Here is a 21,803-nt window from a genome sequence, read left to right as displayed (position 1 = left end):
GAACTTTTCCAACATCTTATTTCGTATACTTCTAGTTATTGCAGCAAGTACTTGATGTAGCAGTTGGTGTAGATGCTGTACAGCACTCATCCGTAGCTTTAGAGTGAACTTCGGCATCTGCCTTCGTATAGAAAAATTCCCACTCATTTCCATCGGGATCTGTTACCCAGAATTTATCTTGAACCGCATAGCAACAAGTAGTATCTATTTCAACTCTTGCAAAGAAACCTTCCTTTTCAAGTCTTTCTTTATGCAATAATACTTCATCTTCCGTCTCTAATTGAAACCCAAAATGTCCAACTTGATTCCCCTCTACTTTATTACTTTGGTTTAAGGTAAAGTTTAATCCTGGTTGTTCAAGTAAAAATTTCGCATAATCTTTCTTTACTTTAACGGGATCAACACCAAATACTTTTTTATAAAACTCCATACTATTCTCTAAATTGGTTACGTTTAATCCAACATGTACGTTTAACATCTAAAATCCTCCTTCAGATATATGTTGTATAAGAAACTTTTGCGCTTTTAAATCAAAAAGCTTGAGTCACCTCCTTTCATAAGGAGCCGTAATCAAAACCGGTTAGAATTTCCTTACAAAGAACTGAACGGACAAGAAGGATGGATTAGCAACTGCAGCAAGCGACACACGTAGGTTTTTTTGCTTCTTTTCTTTTGAAAATCGATTTTAGTGAAAACAAGGGACGATATTTATAGATGTTTTCGTATTTCCAAGCATCTCGATTAGCAAATTCAAGTTTTTGTTTTTGATCTTCGGCAATTGTACGATAGATGTAATCATTCATTAGTGACCCTCCAAATTTATAATTTAGTTAAGCAGATGACAAAAAGATTCACAAGCACAGTCGTACCGTTTGTTTATCAATTATTCTTGATCAATCAGCTACAACGATTCCTCTACTATCAATTATTTTAACCTAATATCAAATTTATTTGATATATTAAGTAAAAAATTAACAAGACGGACGAAACAAACAACACAATTCACTTGATAACAAGTGATTCACTTCATCTTGGTTTAGTTCGTAATAACTCCACGTTCCCTTTGTTTCTTTTGTAATCAAATTTACATCTAATAAAATTTTCAAGTGATAGGAAAGTTTTGATTGTGGCATACCAACCATATCCACCAGGTCACAGACACATGTAGAACCATGCTTGCAGAGTAAGTGCATGATATGAAGGCGTTTCTGATCGGCCAGTGCTTTAAACTTAGCTTCATATAATTCAAATGTCTTTTCTAGAGATGTATCGATTAATTGTATTTCTTTCATAATGTCCCCCTCTTTATCAAATATTATTGATTTAATGTTATTATACACTTAGGATTCCAGATTGCAACTATATTTATCAAAAAAAATTGATTTATTTTCTCAACCACTGTTAAACGCAGCTGCCATAATTTTTATCAAAATGATGTCACGGACAAAGGAACTATTTTAATACATTAGTAATGGAGGTGGGAAGTTTGGTAAAAAACATCCTTGTTTTTAGCGACTTCGGAATCGATGACATCGTGGCTGCTATGTATGCTTATTTCAGTGAAGAGATCGAAATAGTCGGTATCGTAGCAGACTATGGAAATGTATCGAAGGCTGATGCAGTCAGAAATGCAACCTACCTTCAAAGGCTTACAGGGAGAGAAGATATCCCTATTTTTGGTGGAGCAGAAATACCGTTGACGGGAATGAAGCCACAATTTTATCCAGATGTTCATGGTGTCGAAGGTCTTGGCCCTATATCACCGGATATCGATATCGAGGATGCATTCGAAAATTTTGATGAGATCAAAAAAATCATAGAAAAATATAGCGGCAACCTTATTATCGTCAATATTGGAAGGCTCTCCTCACTTGCGACCGCTTTTATTTTGTATCCAGCGTTAATGAAAAAGGTAAAAGACTTTTACATAATGGGAGGGGCATTCATGGTTCCAGGAAATGTTACACCTCTAGCAGAGGCAAACATTTTCGGAGACCCTTATGCGGCTAACATTCTTATTAATTTTGCCCCGAAACCCATTCATATTTTCCCATTGAATGTCACCATGCACGCAATCATTACGCCTGCGATGGTTAATGATTTACACAACTATTATCAATCTACAAACAACAAGGTAGGCTTGATTATAAAACCGCTCATTGACTATTATTATGCCTTTTATAAAAAAATGAACCCAGCCATTACTGGAAGTCCAATACATGACCTCCTAACCTTTTGGGCTTTAACAGATAATTCCGTCGTCAATTATATAGAGGCACCTGTGACGATAATAATTAGTGGTGGTGATGCATTCGGCAAGAGTGTTGGAGATTTTCGAAAGGTTGCTGATAAAGCGGATTACCCTGTTCATAAGATTGCAACCTATTTCCACTATCCGGCATTTATCCGCTCTTTCATTAGTACGATGAAAAATCTCAATTTCTAAAGCTAAGAAACCACTGCACCTCTGCCTTAATCAAACGTTTGTTTGATCTCTTCATTCTTTAAAGATCAAGGACTTAAACGCCTTATACAAACGTTTGTTTAAATTCCTTATCTCTATGCTCTGTTTAAATGATCATGGCATTTTCCGTACGTTTTCTTTCATCAATTGTGCAATTTGTTTCGTGTTATCACTCTGGATTTGCTCAAGTTGTTGGATCACACGTTCTTGTCTCTCAACTGGATGGTTTTGACTTAGCTTTTGCTTTCCTTCCAACCGGCTAATTTTCATTTTTATACCGACAATTCCTTTGCTCGACCCTTCGATATAAGCAGGATCTACCTCATTTAACTTGTAGGGACTGTCTGGACTTTCGTATTTTTGCACCATGACACGTAACGAGTCCATTAGTTCTTTCTCACTCTGGACAATTTCAACCTGCCCATATACATGAACGGCTGTATAATTCCATGTCGGTACAGCTCTATTGGTTTCATACCAGGACGGAGAGATGTAGCTATGTGGACCTTGAAAGATTGCAAGAACCTCTTGCCCCTCAATATCTTTCCACTGAGTATTGGGTCTAGCAAAATGGCCGCGCAACACACCTTCTCCTCGATCCAATGTCAACGGTAAATGAGTCGCATAAGGACTTCCTTCGTGTTGAGAACAGATTGTAGCAAAACCGTGTTGCTCAATCATGTCATAAATTTCTGCTTTCTCATTCATTTCAAAGTGTTTTGGAATATACATGTTGTCCCTCCTCCAAAAAATCTAAAAACATGCCATAGCACTGCTCCAAACATTAAAACCAACCCCATATACTGAGTAATTGAATGTTAGGTTAGGTCCGATATTTAGTGCAACTGCGTCAGATGGGTAGTTGGCATCTGTGCAATCCCAATAAGGAACTAAACCTCTTCCTTTACACTCTTGCAAGTATGCATGTGCCACTTTGCGAGCTCGGTGTTCGTTCAACGTTCCAATACCGATTTTAGAAATGATGTCCGCCGTGAAACTTGTGTAACAAAGACTTACAATTTCATGATCGCAGACCATACAATACCCGAACCCATTTTAAAAAAAGTCTTCAGGCTCAGACCAAAGTTCCAATAAAGTGGAATGTAAAAAGTCAATATTCGTTATTGTAGTAGAATGATAGAGTTTATCCGTTATTTTTACAAGTTTATATTTTTACACCCTGGATTATTTCCTTCAACGATTGCCATAACTTCAAATTGTCCTGATTTATTCACGATACCCTTACAATTATGAAACTCACTTTTATTTAGTTCAACAATCATTTAAATCTCCACCTGTACTGCGTTATTATACTTAATAACTAGTAAACCCTTGAATGACCGTACTTTCTTCTTTTCGTTCAGTAAATGTGCCTTTAGTATATTCGTTTATCGCTTTTCTCCAAAAGATCTGAGCCGGCTCATTTTTTGCAATTTGGAAAACCTCCCATATCCCTTTATGTAGATCGAACAGTTGATGTGCAACTAATTTTCCGAGACCCGAAAACCTGTACTTTTTCATCACAAAAAATTCGGCAATTGAATAATAGGCTTTTTCTTCCGATTCAATTCGCCTAACCAATGCAAAACCAGCATGCTTCCCATTATATTCAATCAAATAAGGGAATCGGCTTTCTTCATTCCAATAATTTTCTAGATAAGGATAATCTCCAAATCGCCCATCCTCTTCTACATGTGCCTCTACATACTCTGAAAAATCATAAAAATAAAATTGCATTAGATTTTTGAATATGTCTTTATCTTCTAACGTTGCTTTTTTAACTAGAAAATCCATTTGAAAACTCCTTTTAATAAATTTCAATAACAAGCTTAGTTCACCATGTTTGTGATGGATCCCTGTATTCACGCACATGAACCTTGAAATCATTCATTTTTCATGTAAAACCCCCTTTTATCTCTTTTTACTAATTTCACATTTCGACGGAATCTCCTTTAATTCTATCTCGATATTTTTAGAAAAAGGTATATAATGGTAGGAAAGGAGGCGGGAAACCTGTGGGATTTTACTGGGTAGGATGGATCTTTTGGGCATCCGTTTTGATCTCATTTTTCCTTTTGTTCTTCTCAGTAATGGTCCGCTCACCGTTTTGGCTTGCAATAAGCACAGCGGCTTTGGTTCCTTCCGGGCTTTATTTCGCCGGATCTCCTGTTCTCTGGTGGATTACGTTTGTACCTCTTCTTCATTTCGTACTAGCCTACTTGCTAAAGCGATGTATGCAAAAAATTGCTTAGGAGGATTTCGAATTGACCGATGTTGTATTGCTAACGATTTTAAGCTTTACTTGGATTATTTTTGGAACCATCGTCATTTATTATCGTAAACAGATTGGCTGGTATGTAGCACCGTACCTTATCTTTCAATTGGGGATTTCGCTGTTTGTAATCAGTATCGTTTTTATCAGAGTCTGGACCGGGATAGGCTATGGAATAATGGGTACATTTATCGTCGGAATAGCCCTGTTTTTATTCGTAATCGTTGGGGTTTACTACCATTCAAAGTACCGCGTTTAAAGAACTTGACTAGCTCCAAGCCTTAGCAGGCGAGTATAAGGGGATGGGTGAATATGAAACGAATTCTTCTTCTGATTGTACTCTTTGTGGGCGGAGGAATAATCTTCAGCTCTATTCAAAACACATCCCCTCCTGAACCGACTGTTAAAGCTGGGGAACACGAATCCCTCCTTACGAAAGCACCTCATGTTGGAGCGGAGTATGCAAAGACTTCCTTGTAGCGATATCTAAACCAGTTCCTTTTTCGAACACCTTAACACTTTGTCTTTTATTGGTGATACAGCTGCTGCTCCATCTACTAAAAGTAATGATAAAATTAGTTCTTCGGCCGTAAATACATAAGAAGTTTGTTCTAATTCCTTTCAAATCAAAATTTTTATTCTGTTTTTCTGTTCACATTTTATCTGTAATCGTGCTAAATAAGTAAAAGAAAACAATAACCAATATAATTAACAAGATAAAATAACACACTATTAGAACCCTTGAAATCGCCCAATTAAATCTATTATAGATATTAGATGCAACGTATTGAGTAGGTCCAAATAAAGGATAGGTTAGAGTAATTAAAAAACCCAAATCATGAACTGCCCACTTATAAAAACCATTTCCAACTGTATAACCTATAAAATATAAAATACTAAATAATAAGTTTATAGTACTAAAGAAAGCTAGAACAAAAAATAAAACAGCAATAATCTCCATTGCACTAAAACATCCTTTCTGGATTATTCCAAGCTCTCTCACTTTCTCTTTATAAAAAATATGTTGTTTAATAGGTCGTAAATCATGCAGAAAAAGAATCTCACCCTCTCAGGGAAGATTCCTGATTTTAACACTATCCTCCTAAAAAGTTACTATTACTGCACCTGAACTTGATAAGCTGCCAGATCACTTACACCAGTTAGAATTACCTCCCATTCTTCAAGATCAGCCAAGTGAATATGCACAGGTTTATCCTGATCTTCTGTATATTCCGAAATCCATACGCCTCGTTTAGAAGGTAAAAAGAAAAGAATATTCTCCAAGTACATTTCCTCTTCTAAAGTCACAATATTGAAATTAGAAATGTTAAACAGGGTCCAATCAAATGTTTGTAAATCATCCAAAAGCATCGAATAGCTCTCTTCTTCCACGTCGGTAAATTCTGAAATACGACGAACCTTGTCTACTTTTTTCGGGTTACTTAGCATGTCAAATGCCTTATCAGTTAAGGAAAAGCTTTGTTCTCCCCCAAAATCCTCATAAGAAATTCCATAATAGTCTCTGATGATCTCTTTTATTTTAGAAGAAGTGATTATCGCAAACTCATGAATAATATCCCGATCAATCAAGTGAAATAACCATTCATCCCCATCAAAGTGATGAAGCATTAACACTGACTTCTGAGGGACATTTGAACAACGTATCATACGTTTGGAGCTTACATAGTTTTCAATAAACCTAGTTGTCTCAGCATTTAGAGGCGACTCTTCTCTCGCCTCCCTCTCTTGATCCCAAATCCGTTTCATTATTAGCTGGTTAGCAGTGGTTTCCATGATTGCTATCCATTCTTTTTCCGATTTTTCACCAAGTGATGCCTCTGCAATTCCCTTTGCTACACCTTGATGTCCAGTTACACTAACCATTAACGCCAGTTCCTCTGTCGTACAAGTTAATAAATGTTCCATATTATCCCCCCTTAAAAATTGTCCAACATGTATAAAAAATTTACCCCTATCAAGAGATCCCTTTTAAAATACTATCAATGATGGTGAAAATAATAATTGATAAAATACCTTGTAATAATACTAGAATCAAATATAAGAATTTTCTCACAAACCAGTTGTATTTTAAAAGTCTTTTATAGATGTAACAGCCACTACCGACCATACTGAACATGATAATGTTTTGTATTTTTTGTGGTTTGGTACACGGTTTTTCATATATACCCCAGGTGTAATATTCGTATTGTACCCTTCCTAATACTAATAATGGTAAAGCAGTGGCAAACTGAGTACCTAAAAATGCAGCTAACGAGATTCTTATAACTTCAATATAATCTATATATACGATAGGCATTGATCTCCCCGCTAACCCGATTGTAGTTATATTCATTCTAGAAGTCCTTTCGAAATCCCAAAAGTGATACTGTAAACAAACATTCCCATGATGCATTCAAATAACAAAAATCAAAAGTAATTTACGAAGTATTATTGATAAACGGCCTTTACCGCTAATGCTAATAGAAGCAAAAACTTTCTTACCAACAAATTGTACTTCATAAGCCTTAAGTTTATATAATACACAGAACCATCTAACCTAAAAGTCCATTTAAAAATCTATAAAACAAATAAACTGTTATTGATAATATTCCTTGCAGTAAAAGTGCTATTAACATAAAAAATTTTCTAGTAATCCAATTATACTTTTGAAATCTATTATAAAAATAATATCCAGAACCAAGGAACATGTTCATTATAAAGTTCATAACCTTTTGAAACTTAGTTTCTGGATTTTCATAAACTCCCCATTTATAGTAATCAACTATTACCCATTCAGCAGCAAAGAACAACAATACTGAACTCCACTGGAAACATATAAAGCAAATAATTATTATTTTTATAATGTAAATAATCTCATCTACCATACCGAAGCTCCTTCATTATCAAAAGACTTTGGGAACCATTGTTAGAGTTATATTCAATTAAACCAACCACTGATAGATTCTTTAAGGTCATTTGTTAAATCTTCAGCTTTTTCCCCTACATCACTAGTAAAATCTTTCACCTTATTACCAACATCTTCTGCTACTTCTCCAATTTCATTTAATGTTTCCCCAAATTCTTCTCCAACTTTTTCTCCTAAGTCTTTTATTCCATCTCCGTATGTAGAACTTAGTAGACCTCCAGCCAGACCCCCTACGGCCCCCCCAATAATCATTCCTGGTGGACCTGCAAAACTTCCTAAAAGTATACCAACTCTTGTTCCGGTACCGATTGCAAACATATCAGTTGCAAATCCAGCGCTGGCTCTACCCGCTTTCTCCCAACCTGATTTTCCTCTATTTTCAGCAGACGTAAATTCACCGGCATTTGCCAACCCTGTTACAACTAACCCCAATACAGGAACACTTTTCCCAATTGCACTAAATCCACGTACACTTGTAGCTTTTCCTAATACATCTTTCGTTCCTGTTGTCATTCTCGAATAAACATGTTTAGAAAATTCCCTACCAGACATACGGCTGATGTCCTTCGGATAACCTGCTACATTTTTGTATAGATGCGCCGGACTTTCATAAGACCTTACAATGTGTTGAGTCCCTCTCATAATCGGGTTTTTTGGAGTCTTTGATCTAGAAAAGTCTAATAACCTTTTGGCCATCTTGGAATTGTGTTTACCTTTACTCGTCCAAGAAGGATGTGTTTTTACAGAAAATTCGTAGTTTCCCTTTAACAAATTCCAAAGGGTGGGTTTACCTCCAAAATAGTGTACTTTTAGCTTTCTTGCCATAAGTAAAGCTGAACCAGTTGTCATTGTTTGGTATGCAAGTAACAAGTTGTCTCCCCAACTCATCTTTTTGTTAATATAATCAAATGGTGTGAGAAACATATTAGCAAACCAGCTATTTTCTTTAGTGGTTAGATCTTTTTCTAACTTAGAATAACTCGGCTTATCCTGAAGTTGTTCAATACTATAATTCTCTATACTCAGCTTTCCACTTTCAAACATCCCCTGTACCTCATTAATATAGCTTTTCATGAGGTTTATGTCATGTTCCACAGTGTCTAGTTCTTTGGTCTGGTTTGTGTCGTATTTAACTAGTTCTTCTATTGAGTTGTCTATTTCTCTGTTTGCCTGCTGAACATGTGTGTGGAACTGGTTATCATTTAGCCTTGGCACATAAACGATATCATTAACCGAAGCCATAGAGGAGTTAGCTTCATCAACTAGACCAGCTGTAGTTGTATTAATTTTATTCAGCCCATCCGAAAGTTCACCCTCAAGAAAACTCTGTCGGATAAAGCCATTCGAATCTGATTCCAATTCTGTGGTCGCTTTTTTAATGTTGTTTAATACTCGTTCATAGTTTTGTAGAGCAAAGAAACGATAGGATAATAGAGGTACGTGCCAATCCTGATAAAAGTTTCGTACCGCAGTACCGCCTTTACCCTTAAATGAATCGTTAAGTCCTGTAAAATCTTCAATCGTATGTTCGAGCTCTTTTAGCTCAGTCATTTGTGATTTAAGCTTATTAAGTAAATCATCAATTCCATTATGTAAAGTCTGAACATCAAGTGTTTTCATAAAAGCTAATCCCCCCTAACGTGCTTTGATTGAAGATGATAGGTTTTCATCTGTCTCTTTTAGTGTTTGAAGTGTCGTTCTTACTATTTCATTATTCATTTTCAGAATGCTTTTATATTCTTCACCTTGTTCCTCCAGTAATTGATTAAGCTGATTTAATTTTTCAACGACATTTAAAACATTTCCGCTCGCCATATTTTTTGGTAATGAATGTTCAAGAGCCTGAGACGTATTCTCCATTTTAGCTATTGTACTTTCAACATCTCCATATCGAACTTTCATTTCTTCATGCAAATCAATCAGCCCTTTCTTCTCTCTCTTCTCTTTCAATACGTGCTTTTTCTGAGGCGATACTTCTATGTAAGGATTCAATTTGTCCTCTAATCTCTTGGATCTTATTCTCAATCGTATTTAGTGCTGTATCTAGCTGTACTTGTGAAATATCTTTGTACGCATAAGTAACGTCTTCACGAACTTGAAGGAATTTATTTGCCAAGTTACCTTTCCAGGTTGTTGAAGTAAGCTCCGGATCTTTAGTTAGGCTTCGTTTTTGGATAAATTCACTTTGTAGGTTTTCTAATTCTGCTTCACAGTTGTTTAACCGTTCCAGCTGTTCTCTTTTTTCTCTAACTTCTGACTGTAAATAGGTTAAGTAGGACATTCTAGTCAGCCCCTTTATATTTTCTAACTTTTGAATGATGATAAAAGTCATGCCTAATTTCCATGGTATCAAATGGAAATAGACAGAAAAATAGGTTAAAAGTCACGTTTCCAATTTGTAGTAAGAAAGTCGAGTGAATGAAAAAACAGCAATGAATTCAATTCACCGCTGTTAGTGTTTGGATTTTTGAAAGTTGGATAGCCGTCATTTTATACTATATAACCCAATTGAAGATCTCATATATTAACACCGATATAATTATTTGAGCAATTAAAGCTAAAACCATCAATAACTTACGGAGGAACCAATTGTATTTTTCTAGCCTGCTATAAATGTATGGACCTGAACCAATCATAAAATACATTATAAAGTTTACAACCTTCTGATAAGTTGTATCTGGTTTTTCATATACTGCCCACTCAAAATAATCCATCATTAATCTCCCGGTGAGTAAAATCAGGAAACCATATGTGGCCTGTAATGTGAAAAACCACAACAAAAATAATAAGGTGTTTTCTCCCCAAATATAATTCATAAAATCCCCTTAACTTATTTGTACTTCAGTAAGCTTGGATCTTTTTTAATATACGCGTCTCGAAGATTAAAGTAACGTTTACTTTGCATTGCTTTTACAAGCATCATCATTGGCACAGTTATAATACATACAGCTAATGAGTACCAAACTAATAAATGAAAGTAAAATATATGAAACAGATAATAGTAATAGCACAGAAAATATTAACATCACCATTACATTAAAATACATCAATTGATTGATTCTGTACTTTTCCTTTTTGGACTCTGTTTCCTTTTTTATTTGGGTTAAATACTTTAATTCCGATATTGACACTGTATAAAGATCTAAAATCCAATTCTTTATTCGATTCATTTGTTTTTCCCCTGCTTTAAGATTACTAAAATGTTTTTATATGTGTTTCTTTCTTGAAAAAGGCCTGTGAATATGATTAGTGAATAGGTCCAGAGCAGCCAGGAGCCGAAATATCGGTCTGTTTCAGGATCCAGATTGACGAAGAGGTCTAAGAAGTAAATCAACACAATTGCATCGATCAGCATGCCTGGCAAGGCTATCAATACAGCTACCTTTAACCGTTCATGACCTTCTATCCTTTTATACCGGTAGATTGGTAAGGTCAAAACTAGTATTAATGGGATTACTAAAATGTAGGAAGCTAGCATCATCAATTGGTTTTCTGGTAAAAAGAAAAAATGTCCGGCAAACCTAAAAATAGCTGAAGCGCCTAACCAAATTAAAAATCCCCATAATAGAAAGAACATTCCCATCACCTCTTCGCTTATATGAGTTCCTCTGATAAAATGGTAAACTACTTTATCCCTTACACCCGCCTCCAATTACTACCAAATACTGTTTCCACAATAGTACGATAATCCCTTGTTACAATCCTGTGTCTATTAAGAAATAAACTAGCTCTGACCACAATGTTTACAAACCCCACGTCTCCGATAGTAATACGCCAGTGTGGCACCAAATAACGCAGCACCACAGAGTGGCCATATAAATTCAGGAGCAGATAGTCCCCAATGTTCCATACCCTGATCGCCTGATCGAATCCTCCACTCAAATATATTCGGATGTACATAACTCCAGCGGATGTCACCATGATAGAAACGAGAGTAGCAGGGACCATCGCGACTGCCAGAGGCACCTGTTTACCAGCAACGAACGGAATCCATCGAGGGAAAACCTCTCCCCATTTCTGAACAAGCCCAAGAGTGAGAATTGCACCTCCAACTGCTACAGTACCTAGAGATGCTCCAAGTAACCAAAATCCAGGGTTTTCGCGTTCAAAGGAATCAAGTAATTCCTTCGTGGTTCCCAGTGGGATACCTAAAGCAAATGCCCATCTCGTTATGGAGTAACAAATCGGAACAATCACGGCGGTGTACGTAACCCATTTCCCCCAACGTTTCGCTGAAGCCTGGGTAGTCCAGCTAGAAGGACTGTCGTTTCGCCCACAATATCCACATGCATGCTTAACTCGACGTTGGTAAACTAATGCTGTTGTAACCCATAAAAATACCCCGACCAAACTGAAATACTGGTTCACGATCGTTCCATACATGAGGTCCTCGAAAAAGCTAGCTCCTTGCGGAAAGTCAAATGGCACACCAACAAGAAAGACAAGCGCGTATGCCGCAGTACCAAGCACGCGGTAGTCAATGACCCCAAATAAGAGAACTATAACTAAGATACAAACGAAAGCTTGTAATAGGCTTCGGATCACACCCTTACCCCAACCCCGCATCATGAAATAGGCTACAATTACTCCGAATAGTCCAAATCCGGCTAAGATCGGTGCACCCATTTCTTGCTGTAAACCGCCTAGGCTAGAGTACTCGGGATGTGGATCCCCTTCGCCAATCGGAAAGCCTTTACCCCCAAGCGTCCAATACAGTCCGAGTAGCATGTACATCAACGACCAGATACCAGCCCCGTAACCAACCCACTTTGGCCATATAGACAACCACGAAAACGTTTTTTTGGAGATTTGCTTATTTTCCAGATGCTCTAAATTCATGACAGTACAACTCCTTCAAAAAAGTTTAAGAATAATGAAGCTGATTTATCATATTTTCCCGAAGTCGAATATAATCGCGAGAACAAAAAGCGTAGTCAGTAGTAAAACGGAAATCATATATAGAATGGTCCCTCTTCTGGAAGTAGAATGGGAAACACTAGCGGATTGCGCATAATGAGCAGCTGTTAATCCTGCCAAAATACCCATTATGATAAACCATGGCTCATAAATGAAAAGATCCCATAAAGCTAGACTTTGAACATCGAGTACATGCCAGCCAGGAAATTTGATTGTAATGATCCCTGCCAATAAAAAGGCCTTTGTAATCATACCGCTGACACCGTGTGCAATTAAAAAAGCAGTACAGATAAGAGTGGGGATTAGTATAATTAGCCTGTGGATCTTTCTACCTCCCATTATCGGCACCCATTCCGGAACAACCCTACTCCATGGCTTGACGAGCGTAATCAAAATGGTTCCACAAATCATGATGATGACCCCAGAGATGTAACTTGCAGTGTAAAACCCTGAAGGATCTTTAAATTCGCCTGCCAGACCAATTTGTCCACCTGCAGCTTGATAAAATCGAGCGAAAACCGCATACACGAACGCCCAGATACAACCTACGTATGCAGGCCATACCGATGTCTTTGTAAAACGTTCAAAGGAACTAAATTTTGTCTTAGTAGTAGCTACCTCAATGTTAAGATCATTCACTTTTACATACCTCCTGTTTTATTATGCTCAAAACTTCACAATCCCGCCGCTAGTAAATCATCACACTTTCAAACTATCCCTTGAAGTAACATAAGTTTGCTGCTGAAGCTTTCTTGCATGATGTGCGGCAATACCTAGTGAAATGCCCCATACAAGAAAGAGTCCATACCAAACGTAACCCCATGCAGCCATTGGACTTGAATCTTGGACAACAAATGCTGGAGCGGCGACGACACGCCCGATCGCGAGTTGAAATTGAAGGACAAAATAGCTAAAGCCCCATACTGAAAGTCCGATGGAACCGATCCAAGCGGGAACAATCAACAACCATCTTGGAATTCGGTTACCCCAAGACTTTGAAAAAGCAAGCGCAAACATCGCTGCGAAAACAGAGAGACCTCCCATTCCCCAAAAACCGATCGCACGAGACCAGAAGTCATTTGGAGCTGTATCGAAGTCTCCTGGAAAAGCGAGCGGCACTCCAAGACCCCACCAAAAGTGCGGAAGGGCATACAATAATGCTGTTACGCAGGCTGTATATCCAGCCCATTTCATTCGTTTAATTTCCATAATAAATCACCTCGATACCATTGTACTCAGCAAATGGAAAATCGAGGTGACCTGAAGTTTAAATCTAGTTTAATTATTGGCTTAAATAATGGAGTGTCCCGTTTGAAGAACTGGATACGTCCCATTCTATGTCCATTTCTTTCGTCATGAGAGATACGATTGACAGTCCGATGCCTGCCCCTTTCGCTTCTGAACTGTACTCCATCCCTCGTCCTTTATCTTTTATTAAAAGGTACAGCATTCCATCTCGTTCAGCGGTTTCAATGCCTACATATTGACCAGATTTGGCATGTCTGATCACGTTTTGAAATAGGTTTTCGAATATACAACGTAGCCATAACGGATCGACCTTCCAGTTTAACGTTTGATCCCGCAATTCTACTTCCACATGAAAGCCTTCCTTTTCAAAAACAGGGTACCATTCGGCTACAGCATTACGTAATTCCTCAATAACATCGACGGTTTTCGTCTCAAACGGGTACTTTCCAGCTGAAAGTAATGTATAGGTAAGTAGGTTTTCGAGTAATTTTCCGACATTATTGAGTTTATTGATGATGATTTGCATTGATGATGCTGCTCTTGGTGATGAAGGGTTACTCTGAACCGTATAAGCATGCTGCTGAATGACGGTTAATGGTGTACGTAAATCGTGGGATATATTGGCGATCAATTGTTTTCGAAGGCGCTCTTCCTCCTGCTCCCTTTCTTTACTGTCTCTCAATTGAGTAACCATCCTGTTAAAGGCCTTTTCCAGTTGTCCGATTTCATCGCTGTTATTAATGTCAACCTCGTCAGGAATACCATTTGCCCCAGTTTCAGACATCGCGGTTTGAAGCTGAATAAGTCTTTTACGAATACTTAAAAAGAACAACAAAGAAACCACCACCAACGACACTCCAACAACGACAATAATGATTATAAGAGATTGACTATAAGGCTCAATCGCTAGCGATGTATTGGATATCGGTAGCTGAAAAACGATAAATCCTTGTATGCCATCTATCCCAATCGGAGCTGTCAACGTGTATATACCATGTTCCTTTTTATTTTCCATATAGTTGACTAGGCTGAGGTGAGTCCATTGATCGGGTACATCCTCAAGCTTCTTTTCGATAAAATGGGTTTCTCCAGCTTCGTCGACCCAAAAGAGTTGTGCTTCTGGATAACGGTCTTGTATAGTACCGAGCTGTCCATTAATTGTGCTCTCGTCAGCTCCATTTAGTTGTTCAGCAGCGTCCTTCCACATTTCTTCTAAATCCTGTGTCTCATGTAATGAATCTTGTTTAAACACAAGGTCAGGTAAATAATAGATTGCTGGTAAAATAGGCCACATCAACAAAGATGCTACCACAATCAACAAATACTTGGTGACAAGAGACCTTCGAATATTCATTCCTTCAACCTGTATCCAATTCCGCGAACCGTCTCGATAATTTGTGGACTACTGGCATCAAGCTCGATTTTTTCACGCAAATGTCGGATGTGTACCATAAGCGTTTTGTCTCCTTTAATGTAGGGATCCTCCCATACTGCTTCATAGATTTGTGTTTGGGTCAAAATTTGATTCGGGTGATCCAAGAGATACATAAAGATATGGAACTGCTTACCGGTCAGGGTAACTTCCGTATTCGTTTTTGAATTCAGTATACGGTTCGCTTTCCGGTCTATACTCAAATGCCCTAGCTGTAAAAGCTCTGGTGAAACAGCGCCTGATCGCCTCAATAGAACTTGAATCCTGGCTTCGAGCTCATCAGGGTGATACGGCTTCGTCATATAGTCATCTGCAAACGAAAGTCCCTGAAGCTTATCTTCAATTGACGTTCTTGCCGTCAGCATCATGATTGGCTTTTCAGGGTACTTTTGCTTAAGTCTTTGACCGATTGTATAACCGTCTAAACCCGGGAGCATGATGTCTAAAATGACAATGTCCGCCCCCTCCATATGTTCGAGTGCGTTATGTCCAGAATTGATCCAAATGACCTTATACCCCCGTTCCGTCATAAACTCGCTCACCCATGAACCGATTTCTGGATCATCTTCAATATGTAAAATAGTTAGGTCCATTCCCATCATTCACCCCTATGAATATGTAAGATATAACCGTATTTTACCATGAGCCCCATTAACTGTGACTTATTATTTTTTGAAAAGCTTTCCATTTGCTATAAAAAAAGCGGAAGTACCATGGTTAGCCACGAAGGTCACTTGAAGGGCACTCAGGAAGCGTGTTACCACAAATTGAAACGACCTCGAGCACCCGGGCGCTGGAACTAGAAACGTTCTTTCACTAAAAAAAAGAAGCCGCTCCCAAGTTAGGACACAGCTCCCTTTTAAGTTGTAACTTTAATACGCTTTTCCCCAGTAAACCATGTGCCGGGCCTTTTCACCGCAGTATACACATTTGTCGGACAGTCCTTCTTGTTCAAATGGCATACATCGTGACGTTGCACTCGTTTCTTCCTTGATCTTTTCCTCACATTCGTTCTTACCGCACCACATTGCTTTGATGAAGCCTGGCTTGTTTGTGAGCGTGTCTGTGAATTCCTCCATTGTGATGGCGATTGACGTTTTATCTTCGCGGAGTTGTTTCGCCTTGTTATAAAGGTTAGCTTGGATTTCCTCGAGCAGCTCGCTAATTTTTGCTTCGAGCTCATCAAGCGGGATGAAGAGCTTTTCACCTGTATCTCTTCGTGCAAGAACGACTTGACCTTTTTCAATATCCTTTGGACCGACTTCAAGTCGGAGTGGTATCCCTTTCATTTCATACTCGTTGAACTTCCAGCCAGGCTTTTTATCACTTGCATCAATATCGACACGCACCGTGCTCGTAAGTTTTTCTTTTAAGTCATAAGCAAAATCCAGAACTCCTTCTTTATGCTGTGCGATCGGGACGATCATCAATTGAGTTGGTGCCACTCTTGGCGGAATGACGAGTCCTCGGTTGTCTCCATGGACCATAATCATCGCGCCAATGATTCGTGTTGTGAAACCCCACGACGTTTGGTGAACGTACTGAAGCTCACCATCTTTATCGCTGTATTGAATCCCGAATGAGCGAGCGAATCCGTCACCAAGATGGTGGGAAGTACCTGATTGAAGTGCCTTTCCATCGTGCATCAAGCTTTCAATCGTATACGTAAAATTCGCGCCAGCAAATTTTTCTTTTTCCGTCTTCTGACCTTTAATGACTGGGATCGCGAGAAGGTCTTCACACAGATTCGCGTATACGTTAATCATTTTCGTCGTTTCTTCATGCGCGTCTTCACTCGTAGCATGGCACGTATGACCTTCCTGCCAAAGGAACTCAAGTGTACGCAGGAACGGACGGGTCGTTTTTTCCCACCGTACGACATTTGACCACTGGTTATAAAGCTTCGGTAGGTCTCGATATGAGTGGATGATATTCTTATAATGCTCGCAAAAAAGAACTTCGGAAGTCGGGCGCACGCAAAGGCGTTCCTGCAGTTGTTCGTCACCGCCATGGGTAACCCAGGCTACCTCAGGCGCGAACCCTTCGACGTGATCCTTTTCTTTTTGAAGCAGACTTTCCGGTATGAACAGCGGCATATAAATGTTTTCGTGCCCAGTTTCTTTGATGCTGCGGTCGAGAGCACTCTTGATATTTTCCCATAATGCGTAGCCATATGGGCGAATGATCATTGAACCTCGAACACTCGAATAGTCGATGAGGTCTGCTTTTTTGACCACGTCCGTGTACCATTGGGCAAAATCATCCTCCATTGCAGTTACATCTTTAACAAACTCCTTTTTTGACATTGTTAGTCACCTCTTGTTTTTATTATAGAGCTATTGAGTCGTGGTTTGGCTGAATAAACTTCAAGTTTGGCTGAAAACCGGGAACCTCGGCTGAATAAATCTCAGTTTGGCTGAAATGCGGAAAACTTAGCTGAATAAACCTGAGTTTGGCCGAAAACCGAGAAACTCGGATGAATAAATCAAAGTTCGGCTGATAAAATTCATTTAGGTGAACAAAACGGACGGAAATCCGTTTTGACTAGAGCATTTATTGAACTTTTTATGACTACACCCGACTACACAACTAAAAGCCGATAGATTTTTTGTAAAAAGGGAGATTTACGTCTGTAAATCTTCATCTTGTAACTTTAAACCCATGCCGAACTTATATTTTGATTGCACTACCGTGGCGAAATGAAAGTCTATCCAAAGCAGCAATGAATCCCCCAATCTCTTATCCGTTTAGATTTAAGCCTATCTAACGTTATAATCGAACAGCAAAAAGACCCTAATCCCACGTAAGGGACCAAGGTCTTGGCGGTACCACCCTAATTTACAAAGCCAAATGGTGCTTTGTACTCTCATCTAGATAACGGTATCACCGCTGAATCTTCACATTTATAATGGATGATCTGATTCAGAACTCAGAGGCAGGTTCAAATGCTGTTCTTTAGAAGCCTCGCACCAATGGCTCCCTCTCTTTAAAAGACACGCGTACTTTACTAATCCTCTTCAACGAATGTATGTATTTTTTAAGTACTATACTTGATATTCACAATTTTTGTCAAGACACTTATACAAACATTATAGCCTCAATTAGAAAAATCCATAAGTTCACCTGCTCATTAGATTTCGCGATTGTTCGATATGTTTTAAAATTCGTATGCCGTTATGTTAGTTGCTTGATAATTTTCGCTGGGTTTCCGCCGACTACGACATTAGCAGGGACATCCTTTGTAACAACTGCACCTGATGCAATTACTACATCGTCTCCTATCCTAACTCCAGGGGTGATGACAGCTTTTCCACCAATCCAAACATTGTTGCCAATCACGACTGGTTTTCCGTATTCTCTTCCAGTATTTCGTTCGACCGCATTCAAGGGATGTGTCGCGGTGTAAATATGGACACCAGGCCCAAGCATGCAATTATCCCCGAATCGCACCTCGCACACATCCAAAATGACACAGTCAAAGTTCGCATAAAAGTTTTCACCGACATGGATGTTAAACCCATAATCACACTTGAAACTAGGCTCAATATTAACTACAGTGCCTGTGGAGCCAAGTAACTCTTTTAAAAGTTCCGTTCGACGCCCGTACTCAGTCTCAATTGTCTCATTGAACAACCGCGTCAATTGTCTCGCAAGCTCGCGGTCTTTCGTCAATTCCTCATCCCAAGCAACGTACAATTCCCCGTTCAGCATTTTTTCCTTTTCGGATCGTTGTGACATTAGGCTTCACTCCTTTAGTTTTTGATAAATTACAACTGGACTATACCTTCTGATCTTTTTAAAAAAACTGACCCCTTCCGTTCCTTTCCCCAAAAAATATGGGGCCGCAGAACGCTTGGGTCAGTTTAAATTGATAACTTTAAATTAATTAATCTCTTACAACTTTTAAATCTCAATCAAGTTCGTCATGCTCTTCCAATTGAGGTATGTTTTCAAATCGTTCTCTCGGTACAAGCATTTGGAAGTGGTGCCGTAAGTTCAAGAACTCTCCAGGTAACAACCCTCCGAATTCCCCATCAAGATTCAACTGCATTTTTTCATCTGTATGGATTTTGATATGGCGTGCTTTCTCATAGATGATGTGTGAATCTCTGATGTGATCTCCTTTAAGTGCAAGGGTTGCTATCCGGATAAACTCAGCTAGGTTTGCTTTCTTTAAAATCACAAGGTCAAAGTATCCATCATTGAACTCTGATAAGGGTGCGAGTTTTTCAAATCCACCGATAGAGTTCGTATTTGCTACTAAAAACAGCATGATTTCGCCTTCGAACACTTTATCATCGTACTCGATCTTAACGTTTGTCGGGCGAATGGACGGAAGCATTTCCATCCCTTTCAAATAGTAGGCAAGTTGCCCAATCATCGTTTTCATCTGGCTAGGGACCTGATAGGTAAGCTCTGTTAGCTTTCCACCGCCTGCAATGTTGACGAAGTACTTATCATTGACACGCCCGATATCGACCGGGATTTCAATGCCTGCACATAAGACCTCGACCGCTTTCTCAATTGTACGCGGAACACCAAGTGCACGAGCAAAATCGTTCGTAGTGCCAGCTGGAATAATTCCAAACTTTGGACGTCTCGGCTGCTCCGCCATTCCATTTATGACTTCGTAAATAGTTCCATCCCCACCTGCTGCAATGACAAGGTCAAATTCACGTTCCACCGCTAAGCGAGCGGCCCTAGTTGCGTCACCCTCATCAGGGCATGTTGCATGCGTCGATGTTTCGTAACCGGCTTGTTCCAGCTTTCCTAAAATATATGGTAATTGTCGTTTGACTTGTTCACGACCTGATGTCGGATTGTAGATTAATCGTGCTCGTTTCATGGGATCACCTGTTTTTCACATTTCAGATTCATAAATCAGATTCATAAAGAGTATGTTCAAAAAGACATCGCTTTCTGAACTCATACTTCTATTACTACTACTGTATTCCAGTCCATCTTATTATAGTGACCTTCTTTGTAAAATGCAAAGTTGAAAAATCCATTCTGATGAGCTAGACATCACATCTATGCAGCAATTTTTTATACTTACTCATGAAAAAAGCCCCCTTAAAGGGCCTTTTTCTATCTTCTATCTATCTTTTTTCCATTTCTTCTATGATAAGTTTGTTGACCATAGGTGGGTTCGCTTTTCCTCTAGTCGCCTTCATTACCTGGCCGACGAGGAATCCAAGTGCGCGATCCTTACCATTCTTAAAATCAACAATTGACTGTTCGTTTTCATCAAGGATCCCTGAGACAATCCCACGAAGTTCACCTTCATCGGAAATTTGCACGAGTCCTTTTTCCTTAACGATGACTTCTGGATCACCGCCTTTTTCGATCAACTCTTTAAAGACCTTCTTCGCAATCTTAGACGAAATCGTACCTTTCTCAATAAGCTCGATCATTTTCGCGAGCCCTTCTGGAGTGAGAGCGACTTCATCAATCTCTTTGTATTCTGCATTCAAATAAGCAGATACTTCGCCCATCATCCAGTTCGAAGCAGCCTTCGCATCCGCACCGTTCGCGAGCACTTCTTCAAAGTAATCGGACATTTTCTTCGACTGCGTGAGTACGATTGCATCGTATGCAGGGAGTCCAAGCTCATCCATGTAACGCTTCTTCCGAGCATCCGGAAGCTCTGGGATCTCTGACTTCACCCGCTCAATCCATGCCTCATCAATCGAAAGTCCGACAAGGTCTGGCTCCGGGAAGTAACGATAGTCGTCCGATCCTTCCTTGACACGCATCAAGATCGTCTTCTTCGACGTTTCATCGAATCGGCGTGTCTCTTGTAAAATTTCCCCGCCCGTCAGCAGTTCTTTTTCCTGACGAACTTCTTCGAATGCAAGTCCTTTTTGCACATTCGCAAATGAGTTCAGGTTCTTCAGTTCGGCCTTTGTTCCGAATTTTTCCTGACCGACTGGACGTAGTGAGATGTTCGCGTCACAACGCAAAGAACCTTCCTCCATTTTACAGTCCGAAACGTCCGTATATTGTAAAATCGCTTTCAGCTTTTCAAGGTATGCATAAGCTTCCTCAGGCGTTCTCAAGTCCGGCTCTGAAACGATTTCAACGAGCGGTGTTCCTTGTCGATTCAAGTCTACCAATGAGTGAGATCCATCCTCTGCGTGCATCGATTTGCCTGCATCCTCTTCCATATGAAGACGGGTAATTCCGATTCGTTTTTTTTCGCCTTCGACTTCGATTTCGATCCAGCCGTTTTCACCGATTGGCTTGTCGAACTGAGAAATTTGGTACGCTTTCGGGTTGTCCGGGTAAAAATAATTCTTACGATCAAACTTCGTTTCGCGAGTGATTTCACAATTTAGTGCCATTGCAGCGCGCATCGCAAAGTCAACAGCTTGCTTGTTCACAACCGGCAAAACACCAGGATGGCCGAGACAGATCGGACAAACGTGTGTGTTTGGTGGTGCACCGAAATCGGTTGAACAGCTACAAAAAATCTTTGAGTTCGTTTTCAATTCTGCGTGGACCTCAAGTCCTATAATCGTTTCAAAATGCATAGTCTGTCTCC

Annotated in this window: 25 protein-coding genes, 2 pseudogenes and 1 other annotated feature; of the genes and pseudogenes, 4 read left to right on the top strand and 23 right to left on the bottom strand. The window is 39.3% G+C overall.

Annotation, left to right across the window (positions count from 1 at the left end):
* Positions 1–31 precede the first annotated feature (31 nt).
* The 3 genes from NON16_RS17810 to NON16_RS17800 all read right to left on the bottom strand — a co-directional run bounded on the left by NON16_RS17810 (position 32) and on the right by NON16_RS17800 (position 1,292).
* The gene (locus NON16_RS17810) at positions 32–478 is read right to left on the bottom strand and encodes an ArsI/CadI family heavy metal resistance metalloenzyme (protein WP_257350776.1); all 447 of its coding nucleotides are present in this window, start codon (positions 476–478) and stop codon (positions 32–34) included.
* A 145-nt stretch (positions 479–623) separates the two neighbouring features.
* Positions 624–803 (bottom strand): hypothetical protein, encoded by a 180-nt coding sequence (locus tag NON16_RS17805; protein ID WP_257350775.1) that lies wholly within the window; start codon positions 801–803, stop codon positions 624–626.
* Between the two features lie 168 nt (positions 804–971).
* Positions 972–1,292 carry an ArsR/SmtB family transcription factor gene (locus NON16_RS17800; protein WP_257350774.1) on the bottom strand — a complete coding sequence of 107 codons (321 nt, stop codon included), beginning with the start codon at positions 1,290–1,292 and terminating at the stop codon, positions 972–974.
* Positions 1,293–1,486: 194 nt separating this feature from the next.
* Between NON16_RS17800 and NON16_RS17795 the strand changes: the two genes are divergently transcribed.
* Positions 1,487–2,446, top strand: coding sequence for a nucleoside hydrolase (locus tag NON16_RS17795; RefSeq protein ID WP_257350773.1), 960 nt, complete (start codon positions 1,487–1,489; stop codon positions 2,444–2,446).
* 132 nt (positions 2,447–2,578) lie between these two features.
* Here NON16_RS17795 and NON16_RS17790 read toward each other — a convergent pair whose 3' ends face one another.
* The 4 genes and pseudogenes from NON16_RS17790 to NON16_RS17775 form a co-directional block, all read right to left on the bottom strand.
* Complete coding sequence (locus tag NON16_RS17790) at positions 2,579–3,196, bottom strand: FMN-binding negative transcriptional regulator (protein ID WP_257350772.1); 618 nt, start codon at positions 3,194–3,196, stop codon at positions 2,579–2,581.
* A gap of 21 nt (positions 3,197–3,217) precedes the next feature.
* A pseudogene (locus NON16_RS17785) lies at positions 3,218–3,508 on the bottom strand (GNAT family N-acetyltransferase); the annotation flags it as partial.
* A gap of 113 nt (positions 3,509–3,621) precedes the next feature.
* On the bottom strand, positions 3,622–3,747 hold the full coding sequence (locus NON16_RS17780; protein WP_257350770.1) for a hypothetical protein: 126 nt from the start codon (positions 3,745–3,747) through the stop codon (positions 3,622–3,624).
* A 31-nt stretch (positions 3,748–3,778) separates the two neighbouring features.
* Positions 3,779–4,258 carry a GNAT family N-acetyltransferase gene (locus NON16_RS17775; protein ID WP_257350769.1) on the bottom strand — a complete coding sequence of 160 codons (480 nt, stop codon included), beginning with the start codon at positions 4,256–4,258 and terminating at the stop codon, positions 3,779–3,781.
* A 221-nt stretch (positions 4,259–4,479) separates the two neighbouring features.
* On the opposite strand from NON16_RS17775, the gene NON16_RS17770 reads away from it, so the two are divergent.
* The 3 genes from NON16_RS17770 to NON16_RS17760 are packed head-to-tail and all read left to right on the top strand — an operon-like array spanning position 4,480 to position 5,216.
* Positions 4,480–4,716 (top strand): hypothetical protein, encoded by a 237-nt coding sequence (locus tag NON16_RS17770; protein ID WP_257350768.1) that lies wholly within the window; start codon positions 4,480–4,482, stop codon positions 4,714–4,716.
* A gap of 12 nt (positions 4,717–4,728) precedes the next feature.
* On the top strand, positions 4,729–4,995 hold the full coding sequence (locus tag NON16_RS17765) for a hypothetical protein (protein WP_257350767.1): 267 nt from the start codon (positions 4,729–4,731) through the stop codon (positions 4,993–4,995).
* 53 nt (positions 4,996–5,048) lie between these two features.
* Positions 5,049–5,216 carry a hypothetical protein gene (locus NON16_RS17760; RefSeq protein WP_257350766.1) on the top strand — a complete coding sequence of 56 codons (168 nt, stop codon included), beginning with the start codon at positions 5,049–5,051 and terminating at the stop codon, positions 5,214–5,216.
* A gap of 636 nt (positions 5,217–5,852) precedes the next feature.
* Here NON16_RS17760 and NON16_RS17755 read toward each other — a convergent pair.
* From NON16_RS17755 to gatB, 16 genes and pseudogenes are all read right to left on the bottom strand, one after another.
* On the bottom strand, positions 5,853–6,662 hold the full coding sequence (locus tag NON16_RS17755) for a hypothetical protein (protein ID WP_257350765.1): 810 nt from the start codon (positions 6,660–6,662) through the stop codon (positions 5,853–5,855).
* A 49-nt stretch (positions 6,663–6,711) separates the two neighbouring features.
* Positions 6,712–7,089 (bottom strand): hypothetical protein, encoded by a 378-nt coding sequence (locus NON16_RS17750; protein WP_257350764.1) that lies wholly within the window; start codon positions 7,087–7,089, stop codon positions 6,712–6,714.
* 199 nt (positions 7,090–7,288) lie between these two features.
* A complete protein-coding gene (locus NON16_RS17745) occupies positions 7,289–7,621 on the bottom strand; it encodes a hypothetical protein (RefSeq protein WP_257350763.1) in 333 nt (110 codons plus the stop codon).
* A 53-nt stretch (positions 7,622–7,674) separates the two neighbouring features.
* Positions 7,675–9,282, bottom strand: coding sequence for a ribonuclease YeeF family protein (locus NON16_RS17740; RefSeq protein ID WP_257350762.1), 1,608 nt, complete (start codon positions 9,280–9,282; stop codon positions 7,675–7,677).
* Between the two features lie 15 nt (positions 9,283–9,297).
* The gene (locus NON16_RS17735) at positions 9,298–9,612 is read right to left on the bottom strand and encodes a YwqI/YxiC family protein (protein ID WP_257350761.1); all 315 of its coding nucleotides are present in this window, start codon (positions 9,610–9,612) and stop codon (positions 9,298–9,300) included.
* Positions 9,578–9,943, bottom strand: coding sequence for a DUF5082 domain-containing protein (locus NON16_RS17730; RefSeq protein ID WP_257350760.1), 366 nt, complete (start codon positions 9,941–9,943; stop codon positions 9,578–9,580). The genes NON16_RS17735 and NON16_RS17730 overlap by 35 nt, the downstream gene beginning before the upstream one ends.
* A gap of 885 nt (positions 9,944–10,828) precedes the next feature.
* Positions 10,829–11,239 carry a DUF5367 domain-containing protein gene (locus tag NON16_RS17725; RefSeq protein WP_257350759.1) on the bottom strand — a complete coding sequence of 137 codons (411 nt, stop codon included), beginning with the start codon at positions 11,237–11,239 and terminating at the stop codon, positions 10,829–10,831.
* Positions 11,240–11,386: 147 nt separating this feature from the next.
* Positions 11,387–12,501 (bottom strand): annotated as a pseudogene (locus NON16_RS17720) (hypothetical protein).
* A 48-nt stretch (positions 12,502–12,549) separates the two neighbouring features.
* Positions 12,550–13,218 carry a DUF3995 domain-containing protein gene (locus NON16_RS17715; protein ID WP_257350757.1) on the bottom strand — a complete coding sequence of 223 codons (669 nt, stop codon included), beginning with the start codon at positions 13,216–13,218 and terminating at the stop codon, positions 12,550–12,552.
* Positions 13,219–13,278: 60 nt separating this feature from the next.
* A complete protein-coding gene (locus NON16_RS17710; RefSeq protein WP_257350756.1) occupies positions 13,279–13,788 on the bottom strand; it encodes a DUF3995 domain-containing protein in 510 nt (169 codons plus the stop codon).
* Between the two features lie 73 nt (positions 13,789–13,861).
* Positions 13,862–15,181: a sensor histidine kinase gene (locus tag NON16_RS17705; protein ID WP_257350755.1), complete on the bottom strand. Its 1,320-nt coding sequence runs from the start codon at positions 15,179–15,181 to the stop codon at positions 13,862–13,864.
* Positions 15,178–15,852 (bottom strand): response regulator transcription factor, encoded by a 675-nt coding sequence (locus NON16_RS17700; RefSeq protein ID WP_257350754.1) that lies wholly within the window; start codon positions 15,850–15,852, stop codon positions 15,178–15,180. Before NON16_RS17700 ends, NON16_RS17705 begins: the two co-directional genes overlap by 4 nt.
* Positions 15,853–16,131: 279 nt before the next feature.
* Positions 16,132–17,565, bottom strand: a complete 1,434-nt coding sequence (gene proS / locus NON16_RS17695) for a proline--tRNA ligase (protein WP_257350753.1) — start codon at positions 17,563–17,565, stop codon at positions 16,132–16,134.
* 497 nt (positions 17,566–18,062) lie between these two features.
* Positions 18,063–18,289, bottom strand: a binding site (T-box leader).
* 144 nt (positions 18,290–18,433) lie between these two features.
* Complete coding sequence (locus NON16_RS17690) at positions 18,434–18,997, bottom strand: maltose acetyltransferase domain-containing protein (RefSeq protein ID WP_257350752.1); 564 nt, start codon at positions 18,995–18,997, stop codon at positions 18,434–18,436.
* Between the two features lie 172 nt (positions 18,998–19,169).
* Positions 19,170–20,105 (bottom strand): diacylglycerol kinase, encoded by a 936-nt coding sequence (locus NON16_RS17685; RefSeq protein ID WP_257350751.1) that lies wholly within the window; start codon positions 20,103–20,105, stop codon positions 19,170–19,172.
* A gap of 253 nt (positions 20,106–20,358) precedes the next feature.
* Entirely contained in the window at positions 20,359–21,792 is a 1,434-nt protein-coding gene (gene gatB, locus NON16_RS17680) for an Asp-tRNA(Asn)/Glu-tRNA(Gln) amidotransferase subunit GatB (RefSeq protein ID WP_257350750.1), read from the bottom strand.
* Positions 21,793–21,803: the final 11 nt, after the last annotated feature.

The organism is Pseudalkalibacillus decolorationis (assembly GCF_024609785.1).
GTDB classification, from domain to species: Bacteria; Bacillota; Bacilli; order Bacillales; family Fictibacillaceae; genus Pseudalkalibacillus; species Pseudalkalibacillus decolorationis.
Note: the sequence above shows the minus strand (reverse complement) of the source record. Positions and strands in the feature narration are given on the sequence as shown.